The 11,955-nt window shown below is 36.2% G+C and carries 11 protein-coding genes and 1 tRNA gene; 5 read left to right on the top strand and 7 right to left on the bottom strand.

The annotated features are described in order from the left end of the window. Position 1: 1 nt before the first annotated feature. Together ACRDEC_RS10415 and ACRDEC_RS10410 are read right to left on the bottom strand one after the other, a co-directional pair. Complete coding sequence (locus ACRDEC_RS10415; protein WP_431498274.1) at positions 2 to 241, bottom strand: FeoA family protein; 240 nt, start codon at positions 239 to 241, stop codon at positions 2 to 4. Positions 242 to 307: 66 nt separating this feature from the next. Continuing rightward, positions 308 to 976 carry an SCO family protein gene (locus tag ACRDEC_RS10410; protein ID WP_431498273.1) on the bottom strand — a complete coding sequence of 223 codons (669 nt, stop codon included), beginning with the start codon at positions 974 to 976 and terminating at the stop codon, positions 308 to 310. Positions 977 to 1,158: 182 nt separating this feature from the next. On the opposite strand from ACRDEC_RS10410, the gene ACRDEC_RS10405 reads away from it, so the two are divergent. Then, positions 1,159 to 3,216 (top strand): M13 family metallopeptidase, encoded by a 2,058-nt coding sequence (locus ACRDEC_RS10405; protein WP_431498272.1) that lies wholly within the window; start codon positions 1,159 to 1,161, stop codon positions 3,214 to 3,216. Positions 3,217 to 3,257: 41 nt separating this feature from the next. On the opposite strand, the gene ACRDEC_RS10400 is transcribed toward ACRDEC_RS10405, so the two are convergent. The 4 genes from ACRDEC_RS10400 to ACRDEC_RS10385 form a co-directional block, all read right to left on the bottom strand. Then, a complete protein-coding gene (locus ACRDEC_RS10400) occupies positions 3,258 to 4,118 on the bottom strand; it encodes a DMT family transporter (RefSeq protein WP_431498321.1) in 861 nt (286 codons plus the stop codon). Positions 4,119 to 4,182: 64 nt separating this feature from the next. After that, positions 4,183 to 5,007: an SDR family oxidoreductase gene (locus ACRDEC_RS10395; protein WP_431498271.1), complete on the bottom strand. Its 825-nt coding sequence runs from the start codon at positions 5,005 to 5,007 to the stop codon at positions 4,183 to 4,185. 5 nt (positions 5,008 to 5,012) lie between these two features. Continuing rightward, a complete protein-coding gene (locus ACRDEC_RS10390; RefSeq protein WP_431498270.1) occupies positions 5,013 to 5,360 on the bottom strand; it encodes a hypothetical protein in 348 nt (115 codons plus the stop codon). 3 nt (positions 5,361 to 5,363) lie between these two features. Continuing rightward, a complete protein-coding gene (locus tag ACRDEC_RS10385) occupies positions 5,364 to 5,918 on the bottom strand; it encodes a YfiT family bacillithiol transferase (RefSeq protein WP_431498269.1) in 555 nt (184 codons plus the stop codon). Positions 5,919 to 6,127: 209 nt separating this feature from the next. On the opposite strand from ACRDEC_RS10385, the gene ACRDEC_RS10380 reads away from it, so the two are divergent. The 4 genes from ACRDEC_RS10380 to ACRDEC_RS10365 all read left to right on the top strand — a co-directional run bounded on the left by ACRDEC_RS10380 (position 6,128) and on the right by ACRDEC_RS10365 (position 10,293). Then, entirely contained in the window at positions 6,128 to 6,448 is a 321-nt protein-coding gene (locus tag ACRDEC_RS10380) for a single-stranded DNA-binding protein (RefSeq protein ID WP_431498320.1), read from the top strand. A 262-nt stretch (positions 6,449 to 6,710) separates the two neighbouring features. After that, positions 6,711 to 8,651 carry a M1 family aminopeptidase gene (locus tag ACRDEC_RS10375; RefSeq protein ID WP_431498268.1) on the top strand — a complete coding sequence of 647 codons (1,941 nt, stop codon included), beginning with the start codon at positions 6,711 to 6,713 and terminating at the stop codon, positions 8,649 to 8,651. 77 nt (positions 8,652 to 8,728) lie between these two features. Continuing rightward, the gene (gene rseP, locus ACRDEC_RS10370; RefSeq protein WP_431498267.1) at positions 8,729 to 10,081 is read left to right on the top strand and encodes an RIP metalloprotease RseP; all 1,353 of its coding nucleotides are present in this window, start codon (positions 8,729 to 8,731) and stop codon (positions 10,079 to 10,081) included. A 135-nt stretch (positions 10,082 to 10,216) separates the two neighbouring features. Then, positions 10,217 to 10,293 (top strand) — tRNA-Asn (locus tag ACRDEC_RS10365). Here ACRDEC_RS10365 and ACRDEC_RS10360 read toward each other — a convergent pair. After that, on the bottom strand, positions 10,256 to 11,824 hold the full coding sequence (locus tag ACRDEC_RS10360; protein ID WP_431498266.1) for a recombinase family protein: 1,569 nt from the start codon (positions 11,822 to 11,824) through the stop codon (positions 10,256 to 10,258). The two genes, ACRDEC_RS10365 and ACRDEC_RS10360, sit on opposite strands and share 38 nt — an antisense overlap. Positions 11,825 to 11,955: the final 131 nt, after the last annotated feature.

Here is an 11,955-nt window from a genome sequence, read left to right as displayed (position 1 = left end):
ATTAGATTTTTTCGTTAGGAATTTCAACTTGAATGCCTGAAGCTGTTTCCAATCGGATGGCAAGATAAGAGTCATTAACATTCAAATACAAAGGATCACCAAAAGGCGCAATCTGCAACAGCTGCACTTCATTCCCAGGCAAACATCCCATTTCCAGCAATTTTAAAGGAATTAAATCAATATTAAAATCCTGAATAATCCCTTTTTGACCTATTTGTAATTTAGCTAAACTAACTTTCACTTATTTAGATTGAATTAAGATTGCAAAATTAGCCATAAAAAATGACAAACCTAATTTTACGAAAGATTAATGGTTTTCGCAAAGAAAATTAATGTCTTCAAGCAGCTTTTTTACCTCTTCCAATTTGGTTCCGTCATAAAAGCCCCTTACCCTCTTTTTCTGGTCAACCAAAACAAAGTTTTCAGTATGAACCATATCGTACATTTCTTCAGGTTTTCCGGTTTTGACAGCCAGATATGATTTTCGGGCGATGTAGTAAATATCTTTTTTATTTCCGGTAACAAGATTCCATTTAGCATCGATAACTCCTTTTTTTTCAGCATATGCTTTCAAAACCGAAACACTGTCAATATCAGGTGTAACAGAATGTGAAAGCAACATGACCTTCGGATTGTTTTTAATTTGATCCTGCAACCAAACCATATTATCTGTCATCATAGGACAAATACTCTGGCAAGTGGTAAAAAAGAAATCAGCCACATATACCTTACCTTCATACTCTTTTTGGGTAATTAATTTTCCATTCTGGTTGGTAAAAGCAAAATCAGCTATAAAATGATTATTGGCCACATATTGAATCGTGGTGTCAACCAATTCAGGATTTACCATTGAAGGTGTGTAAACAGGAAGTGATTTGGCTGGTTTTAAAACCAAATAAAACGAGGCTATGATAACAACCGACAATATAGAGAGTACAATGAAAAGGGTCTTAAATCTTCTTAAAAAATTCAACATGGAAATTTATTTTTGCAAAGGTACAATTCCAATCTAAAAAACGGCAAAAAGCCCAGTAATACAAAATGTTAAAAAAAAAGTTTCGTTTCGGAATATTTATAAATTTGAAAAAGCTTGTAACATTTTTTACTTTAAAAACACTTATACTCTTAAACCAAAACACGATAAAACTAATAGTAACAATGAAAAAGAACATTATAACAGCGGGTTCGCTGGCGGTCTTTTCGCTTTTTAGCTTAACTGTCACGGCCCAACAGGCAAAGAAAAATCCGGGAATCAATCTGGATTTGATGGATAAATCGGTAAAACCGGGAGACGATTTTTTCAAATTTGTAAACGGAACATGGTTTGATAAAACCCAAATTCCAGCAGACAGAGTACGTTGGGGAAGCTTTGACGAACTGCGTCAGGCTACAGATAACGATGCTTTAGCTATTTTGAAAGAAGCAGCAGCCAATCCAAAACTGGATCCAAAATCAGATCAGGCAAAAGCGGTAAATGTTTACAAAACATATATGGATACCATTTCCAGAAACAAGTTGGGAATTACACCTTTAAAACCGTATCTGGCAAAAATCAATGCTGTAAAAACCATTCAGGATGTAAATAAATTATTGATTGAAATTGAAGCAGAAGGAGGCGGTTTAGGCTTTTACGGTGTTGGCATCGGTCCGGATGCTAAAAACAGTAACAGAAACGTAGTTAACATTGGTACGGGAAGTTTAGGATTACCTGACAGAGATTATTATGTTTCAGACGAAAAAGATTCGAAAGAAAAGAGGGAGAAATATGTCGCACACGTAACCAGAATGCTTCAGTTTTTAGGAGAAAAACCTGCTGATGCCAAAAGTCATGCGGAAAAAATCCTGGCATTGGAGATAGAAATGGCTAAACCAAGATTAGACAGAGTAGAACGCCGTGACCGTAGAAAAACATACAATCCGATGACGGTAGCTGATTTACAAAAATTAACACCATCTGTAAATTGGAAAGAATATTTTGAAGGAATTAGAATTGGAAAAATCGATTCTATTATCGTTTCACAACCAAAATACATGACTGCTTTAGAAGGTATTTTCAAAGCTAACAAAATAGAAGACTGGAAAGCTTACATGCGTTGGACATTACTTAATCAGTCAACCGGAGTTTTAACCACCGATATCGAAACAGCAAGCTGGGAATTCTACAGCAAAACATTGCAAGGTGCCTTAAAACAACGTCCAAGAGATGAAAGAGCATTACAGATTGTTAACGGAAGTGTTGGTGAAGCCTTGGGAAAATTATATGTTGAGAAAAAATTCCCTGCCGAAGCAAAAGCAAAAGCAAAAGCAATGATTGAAAATGTATTTTTAGCATTTGAAAATCGCATCAACAATTTAACCTGGATGACTCCTGAAACCAAAAAAGGCGCTGTTGACAAACTGAGAAAATCAGTTATAAAAATTGGTTACCCAGACAAATGGAAAGACTATTCTAAATTGGATATCAAAGGAATTGCACAAGGCGGAACCTATTTTGAGAACGCGAAGAATTTAGCTAAATGGACTTATGACGAAGATCTTGAAGATTTGAAAAAACCAGTTGATAAGACACGTTGGGGAATGTCACCTCAAACAGTAAATGCCTATTACAATCCGTCTTACAACGAAATTGTTTTCCCGGCAGCTATTTTACAACCGCCTTTTTATGATTATAAAGCAGACGACGCAGTAAACTACGGTGGAATCGGAGCTGTAATAGGTCACGAAATTTCGCATGGTTTCGATGATTCCGGTGCTCGTTACAATGCAGAAGGAAATTTAGTAAACTGGTGGACTGATGCAGATTTAAAACAATTTACAACTCTTGGAGATGCATTTGCAGCTCAATACAGCGCTTTAGAGCCGCTTCCGGGAACTTTTGTAGATGGTAAATTTACTTTGGGAGAAAATATTGGAGATTTAGGTGGAATAAACTCCGCTTATGACGGATTACAAATTGCTTTAAAGAAATCCGGAAATCCAGGATTGATTGACGGTTATACTCCTGAACAGCGTTTCTTTATTTCCTGGGCTACTATCTGGCGCTCGAAGATGAGAGATGAGGCAATTAAAAACCAGGTAAAAACGGATCCACATACTCCTGGAATGTACCGTGCTTATGTACCTCTATTAAATGTTGATGCATTTTACCAGGCATTCGGAATTAAAGAAGGAGATAAATTATATGTAAAACCGGAAAACCGAGTGAAAATTTGGTAGTTCATTATTACAGATCAAAAAGGCGCAAATTGCGCCTTTTTTTATTTTTTCCCCATTGCTTTATTTACCAGATACAAACCTGACAACGTTACACCACCGCCAATCATAATCATGATTGTTAATGGTTCATTGAAAATAACAGAGCCTAAAATTACGGCCACAATCGGGTTAATATAAGCATAAACGCTGCTCACTTCAGCAGGAAGATGCTGCAACGCATAAATAAAAGCAATAAAAGTAAATACGGAACCAAAAATCACCAGATAGGCAATCGACCACCAGGATTCGGCAGGAATTTGGGTAACACTAATTGATGTTCCTGTAGCTCCGGTATAAGCAAATAATAAAACACTCGAAATCATCATTTGCAGTCCCAAACTGAAATACGGATTAAAACTTGCCGCTTTTTTCTTTGTATACATACTTCCAAAAGCCCATGTGAATGTCGCGATTAAGGATAATAAAATTCCAAAACGGAAATCAGGCTTCAGAAAATCTGCTAAATAATCATAAAAAACCAAGCAAACACCTCCAAAGCTCACCAACAATCCAATAACAGCACCTTTTGACAATCGCTCTCCTTTAAAAAAACTAATGATAACAATCCATAAAGGGAAAACGGCTCCAATAATCGCTCCAAGTCCACTGGAAATGTATTTCACACCCCAAGTGCTTAATCCGTTACTTAAAACAAAATTAAGAATGCTCAGTATAAAAATGGTTTTCCATTGCTTGCCTTTCGGCCAGGCTGTTTTTTTGAAAAGAAAAAAAGCAATGTAAATTGAAGCTCCTATAAACTGTCGGATGGCTGCTAATTGTAGCGCCGGCATGTGCTTTACTCCTTCTTTGGAAGCTATCCAAGTCGTTCCCCAAAAAAAACTGACCCAACACAAAGCCAACATAGGCAGACCAATTGATTCCAATCTGTTTTTTGTTGAATGACGCAGGTTTGAGATTTTGAACACGTTACAGCTTGCTTTTAATGAATGAATATTTCAAAACCTTCTCTATTTTTTCACTCGAAACTAATTTTCCAACCGAAGATTTATCAGACGCAAAAGTAAGCAAAGCCAAATTCATTTCGGTGGCTTTCCCGATGTAAAATTCCGAACGACTGGGATGAAATGGTGATACTGCATTAAAAATTTCGCCAAAACTGTGCTTCTCAATAATTCTCAGAATAATTCCAATGCAATCCTCGAGATGAATCATATTTATGGGTGCGTCCGGGTTTTCCAGATTTTCTTTTCCGGCCAAATATTTTACCGGATTCCGATTGGCACCAATCAGCCCGCCAAAGCGCAGCACAGTTGCTTTAAAATTCGGATTGTTTTGAAGCATTTTTTCAACTTCCAGAAGTTGTCTTCCGCTTTCTGTATTGGGTTTTGGAGTTGTATTCTCTGTCACAGTGCCATTTTCGTCGGCATACACGGAAATCGAACTTACAAAAAGCACTTTCTTTATCCCTGATTTTTCAATGTACGGAAGCAGGTTTTTTATCTTTACAACAAAATCCTCTTTCTTTTCTCCTCGCAATTTCGGAGGAATATCCAAGATTAAAATTTCAGATTCTGCAAGAAAATCTGTTATGTTTCCATGTACTTCATCTTCGCCTGCCGAAATTAAAAAAGCCGTAATTCCTACCGACTCCAGAATTGGAATTTTGGCTGTAGAAGTTGTTGATCCATTAACCGAAAATCCTTCTGCAATTAATTTTTCCGCTAATGGCAACCCAAGCCATCCGCACCCTAAAATCGAAATTGTTTCCCGCTTTTTATTCTTCTCCCCCATATCAATCAATTGTCTTTTTTAACCAGTACAAATCCGTCATTTTCAATTGCCATATAACCTTGGTCGTACAAAAAGTAATAGATATTCCCAGTCTTGGTTTGATAAATTGAAGTAAAAAAATCAAAATCAAAACCTTTTCCCAGCAGTTTTGCTCTGGAAGTTTTTGCCTTTCCATCCGGATTAAGCTCAGACAGGATTCGGTAATTCTTACGCAGTTTATTGTTAATATTCCGCATAAGATTCGTGCTGTCTTTATTTATTTTGTTGTTATATGCATTACGACAGCCATCGCTGCAAAACTTCTTATCTTCGCGGCCAATGATTTTTTCACCGCATTCCAAACACTCTTTCATAGGTTATAAATTAAAAACTCCTTTATACAATAATGCCTGTTTGATATGTGCCAAATGATGATTGCAATGCCAATCGTAAATCCCAAGATTTTCTTTTACTGAAAACAACCGCTGGTGTTGCGGATGAAAATACATTTTGTTCCAATCTTCTTCCGAAAGACCATCCAATAGTCGTGACCAACGGACATGTACCCCTTCAATAATTTTTAGAGAAGATTCAATATCATTGTCCAGACCATCCGAAAGCTGAGCCCAAAGCGATTCTTCATACGGACGGATTGTAGGTCCATTTTCAGTCAGTGTGAGTTTCAGACGGATAATACTGTTCATGTGACTGTCTGCCAAATGATGAACTACCTGTTTAACAGTCCAGCCTTCGGGGCGGTATTTCCAATTGAGTTCTTCCACCGAAAGAGAAGCGACCAAATTTCTCAATTGATTCGGAAAAGCAGCAATAGTAGCCTTCCATTTTTCCAAATGATCAGCTGTAACTTCCAAATGGCTATCAAAATGGCCAATAGGAAATTTTAATTTTTCTATATCAGTATTGTTTTTCATTTCTTCTTCTTTTATCATTTGCCAATTCCTCAAATATAAGCAAATATTTTCCATTTGCAAACGGTTACAAATAATTACAATCGAAAGTAAATGCATACCAACCGAATAAAATCAGTGAATCAATACATCTTTGTCCTGTCGAAAACAAACACAATCGGCACCTATTTTACAAATAACAATAACCTTTAATTTTACACGCCATGAATGCCATGAAAAACAAAGTACAACTAATTGGTCACGTAGGACAAGATCCTGAAGTAAAAACAATCAACAGCAAAAAAGTAGCCAATATCACCATCGCTACCAATGATTTTTACTACAACGAAAAAGGAGAAAAAATAGAACAAACAGAATGGCACAGGGTAACTGCCTGGGGAAAAACTGCGGAGATTATCGAGAAATTTGTAGTCAAAGGAAAGGAAATTGCCATCGAAGGAAAATTAACCCACAGAAATTATGACGACAAAGACGGTATAAAACGTTACGTCACCGAAATAGTGGCTAATGATATTCTGCTGTTGGGAAAATAAGTAGTAAATACTGTGTTCTGTAAAATCATTCCACAGACATAAAAAGTCACTCTTAATTAAGTTGGTCAAAGCCCGGGCACGATTAAACCAGGCTTTGGTCCGACAAACAAAACAACAGCAATAAATCAATACCAAATTCCCCATTTTTTTGTGAAAAATTAATCCAAATCGCCTTATAATTTTATAGATTTTTAACACTTTAACAATTCAATGTTAAAACACCACAACTAAATTGTTATTTTTGGGAAAATTTTCAAACCCCATGAGAAAAATTACGTATCTGCTTGTTTTACTTTCGATTCAAATCGGTTTCTGCCAGTCTTCTGATGCGGAACACGGCAAAATGGTTGAAGCTGAAATGAAATCGGCCTCAAAATTGATGGATTTAGCCGTAAATCCGAACACACAAAATTACGACGTAACGTACAGTAAACTTGAATTTACGGTAAATCCTGCGTCACTGAACATGACAGGTAAGGTCACAACTACCTTTAAGGCGCTGTCAAACATGAATACTGTCATTTTTGATTTTTATAAAAAAGCAACAGGAGCTTTTATCATTACATCAGTTAAAAAAGACGGCGCAAATCTGACATTTGTACACAATAGTTCACACGAGTTGGTCATCACATTACCTGCGATGCTTACAGCGGGAAATTCAGCAACTGTTGAAATAATATACGGAGGAGCCCCATCCCAGCTTGAAGGAGCATTCTCAATTGCAACGCACAACGGTACAGCGGTTTTATGGACACTTTCAGAACCTTTTGGCGCACGGGACTGGTGGCCTTGCAAACAGGATTTAAATGACAAAATAGATAATGGTGTTGATGTTTACATCACCGCACCATCACAATATAAAAGCGTTGCTAACGGAATTGAACCTGAAGCACCTGTAACTGTGGGCCTAAATAAAACAACTCATTTCCATCATGGTTATCCTATCCCTGCTTATTTAGTAGCGATAGCCGTCACTAATTATCAGGTTTTTAACCAGCAAGGTGGTTTAGGAACGGTCCAAAGTCCTTTTTTCCCAATCATAAACTACCTCTATCCTGAAGAAGCTGCTGCAACACAAACCAGTTTAGCCGTAACTCCGGATATTATCAATTTTTATGAAACCAAAATCGGCCCTTATCCTTATCGAAATGAAAAATACGGACATGCTCGCGCCAACCTAAGCGGCGGCATGGAACATACTACCGTATCTTTCATGAATAGCTGGTCTCGTGGGTTAATTGCCCATGAAATGGCGCACCAATGGTTCGGGGACAAAGTAACCTGCGGCTCTTGGAAAGACATTTGGCTAAACGAAGGCATAACGGAATATATGTCAGGTCTTGTGGTGGAAGAATTCGATGGGCCAACCGGTTTTGTCAGCTGGAAAGATGGAAAATCACTCAATGTAACTTCTGCTGTCGATGGTGCTTTATACCTGACAGATGTAGAAGCGGAAAATGTAGGCAGGATTTTCAGCAATCGGCTTACTTATAACAAAGGTGCTATGGTAACTAATATGCTTCGGTTTAAATTAGGAGATACCAATTTCTTTCAAGGCTTGCGAAATTATCTGAATGATTCGACTTTAGCATTTGCTTATGCTGTCACTCCTCAATTCCAGGCACATCTTGAGGCCGTTTACGGAAGCAGTCTCCAGGAATTTTTCAATGATTGGGTTTACAATCAGGGATACCCTACATATACTGTCAATGCTCATAATTCGGCACCGGGTCAAGCAACTGTTCAGATTAACCAGACACAATCTGACCCTTCAGTATCCTATTTTGAAATGCCTGTACCTGTAAGGTTAACCGGAAGTTCAGGACAGCAGCTTGACGTGGTTTTAAACAATACTTCAAACGGACAAAGTTTTGTTGTTAATGTTCCTTTTACAGTGACAGGAGTAGAATTTGACCCAAATAAAGACATTATTTCACGTAATAACATTGCTACATTGGGTACAGAAAATTTTGATTCTGGAGCAGCCATTCAACTATATCCGAACCCGGTTTCTGATATTTTAACCATCAATTTACCAGAAAGCATTACTTTGGAAAAAGTAAGTTTGTACAATACTTTGGGACAAAAATCTTTGGAAACAAACCAGCATGAAATCAATGTTTCCCAATTAACTTCCGGCTTGTATGTTGCTGTTTTTAAAACTTCAAATGGTACTTTTCATAAAAAAATTATAAAAAAATAGTCAAATTATATTTCTGATGTAAAAAGTAAGGCGAAAACCTTACTTTTGCTCTTTATACAAATTACTAAAATCAAAAAATGGATACTTTAATTCAAATTGGCCAAATCCTATTTATACTTTCTATACTTGTCATTCTTCACGAATTCGGTCATTATCTTCCTGCTAAATTATTTAAGGTCAGAGTTGAAAAATTCTATTTGTTTATGGATGCAGGTTTTTCACTTTTCAAAAAGAAAATAAAAGATACGGAATGGGGAATTGGATGGTTGCCTATTGGTGGTTATGTAAAACTTTCCGGTATGATTGACGAAAGCATGGATAGTGAGCAAATGGCTCAACCGGCACAACCATGGGAATTTCGCTCCAAACCAGCTTGGCAAAGGCTTATTATTATGTTAGGCGGAATCACCGTTAACATATTACTAGCTTGGTTCCTGTATACAATGATTTACAGCTACTACGGTCAAAAATACATTGCAACAAACGAATTACAAAAAAACGGTTTGGCTTTTGGAGAAGTAGGACAATCTGTTGGGTTTAAAAACGGAGATAAAATAATCTCTGTAGATGGAAAATTCCAGGAAAAATTCAACCGAATGGTAATTGACATCCTTTTAGGAGATAAAGTTGTTGTGGAAAGAAACGGTAAGCAAGAAACACTGGTCCTAACCGACGAGCATAAAAAAGAAATCCTTAGCAAAGAAGGAAGAAATTTCATTGAACCAAGAATCAGCAATATCGTAATTGACTCCGTTGTTAAAGACTCAAAAGCCAATCAGGCAGGATTACTCAAAGGAGATCAAATTGTAGCATTAAACGGCGTTAAAACAGTTTATTTTGACGAATTAACTTCCGAAATCAACAAACACAAAAACGATTCAATAAAATTAAGCATTATAAGAAATAATTCTCCTTTAGTCATTAAGGCAGCTACTGACAAAGAAGGTAAATTAGGGTTTTTCAAAAAACCTTTAACAAAAGAAGATTTGAAAAACAGATTTGAAACCGTAAATCATTTAAGTTTCTTTCAGGCGATTCCTGTTGCCGTTGAAGAATCTTATACACAATTCATTTACAACATCAAACAATTCAAATTATTGTTAAAGCCAAAAACAGGCGCATACAAGCAAGTAAAAAGTCCAATTGGTATCACAAGACAATTGCCTACCGAATGGAATTGGGAGTTTGTATGGGGTTTTACAGCCATATTTTCAATAGGTTTAGCGTTTATGAATTTGCTTCCTATTCCGGGCCTTGATGGTGGTCATGCCATTTTCACCATTGCTGAAATGATTACAGGAAAAACTTTAAGCGTAAAAGCAGCAGAAAGAGTTCAAACCGTCGGAATGATTATCTTACTGAGTTTGATGGCCTTAACTTTCGGAAAGGATATTTACGAATGGGTTATGGATGTTATTGCAAAAAAATAATTAAAAAAAATGCAAAAATAATTTGTGCAATACAAAAAAGCCCTTATATTTGCACTCGCAAAAAAGGTGTAACGCCTTCCTGATAACAGGAAGCACAAAAAAATAAAGTTCTTTTTATAACTAAATAATACAGTTTCCTCCTTAGCTCAGTTGGTTAGAGCATCTGACTGTTAATCAGAGGGTCCTTGGTTCGAGCCCAAGAGGGGGAGCCATAATGGGCAAACAACTAGAAATAGTAGTTTGTCCATTTTTTGTTTTACCTAATTCGTTGATATTTAAGGTCACAAGAGACAGTAATTCATTTACTTGTGTGGTTCGATAAGTATTTTCAAAAAATATAAGATTCCCTGTAAATATCGAACCAACAATCTTCTGCTTTATTTCTAGGTTTGCGCTTTGATAATATTTCTTCAGGTTAAATAAGAACGAAAGCCCGTAATCAAAGTATTGTTTAAAAGCTGATTTGTCTATACTCAACTCATTCTTCTCATCCTTCAAACTTTTTAGCTCATCTTGTATTCTGAACTTGATAGAGTTGTATTCCTCAAAACCAAATGAATCAGCTAAATATTTATCTTGCAAAGAAGTTAATTTTAAATCAGCCTGTCTAATTTTTTCTTCTAATTGCTTAACTCGTTCAAATCTCGCTTGCTCGTCCTGATTGAATACATCTTCGAGGATTGATTTATACAAGACTAATACACTTTCATCTATCTTAAAAGTATCTAAGTAGTTTTCAAATATATCATTCGCCATATCAGCTCTAAACCTTTCTTTACATCCATTTTGACAATGATAGTAAAAGTGCCTAGACCCATTCCTGCTTGTTGACCTACTACCCGTTAACTTTCCACCACATTTATTACAAAATAAATGCCCTCTCAGCGGCAATTCTTCTTTCCGAGTTAGTTTTACTGGAGTTTTTTTTCTTCTTCCTAAAATTACATCTTGAACCTCATCAAATAGTTCTTTCGATATTAATGGTTCGTGCTGTCCCAAAACCTCTTCTTCTGGTTCATCCTTCCATTCCGATAAAGTAATTACACCATAATAATATGAATTACGAACGTGGTTCAAGAAACTTTGTTTGCAACAGTTTTTCAAACCTTCCTTAATCAATTTTTTTCTTACTTCTTCGATTGTATAAACACCCTTAGAAAGCTCCTCAAACCCTTTCTTAACTAACGGAGCATTAATCGGATCAAATACAATCGTTTTAGTGATTTTATCATTTAAATATCCCAATGGAGGTCTACCCATAGTTCTTCCTTCACGTTGAGCCTGACGCATTCCTTGCTTAGTATTTAAACCTCTCCTTTCATTCTCAATTTGAGGCATTAAATTGTAAATAAGAAACGGGAGCATACTTTCTGGACTATCTAAATCAGTATGGTTCTCTAAAGTCCTAAATTCAATCCCAAGTGATTTGAACTTAGCTAGCATATTCATAGTATTTGGCAAGCTTCTCGAGAATCTATCAGGTCTAACACAAATAAACATATCGGGCTTGATTTTTCGGGTTTCAACGTCTTTTAAAAAGACATTAAATTCTGGACGGTTAAAATCTTTTGCCGAGTGATCATCCTGATAATGCATTAAAATTTCAATGTTGTTGTTGTCACAATGAGCCTGAAGTTTAGAAAGCTGATCTTGTAAGCTAAAACCATTATCTTTTTGCTCGTCAGTTGACACTCTTGTGTATATCGCTGCTGTCTTTCTTCGATTCAGTTTTGAAATTATCATACTCTATCGTTGCTATTTTATATAAAAAATCTCTAATTAATTTAATTTCACTTTCTGTAAATTCAGCACCATTACTTTCAAGCTTGACTTTACATTTTTCAATTGATAACATTTTTGCAGTATTATCCTAA

Source organism: Flavobacterium sp. (assembly GCF_050696275.1).
In the GTDB taxonomy this organism is placed as follows: domain Bacteria; phylum Bacteroidota; class Bacteroidia; order Flavobacteriales; family Flavobacteriaceae; genus Flavobacterium.
The sequence above is the reverse complement of the archived record's forward strand: the minus strand, read 5'-3'. Positions and strand labels throughout refer to the sequence as shown.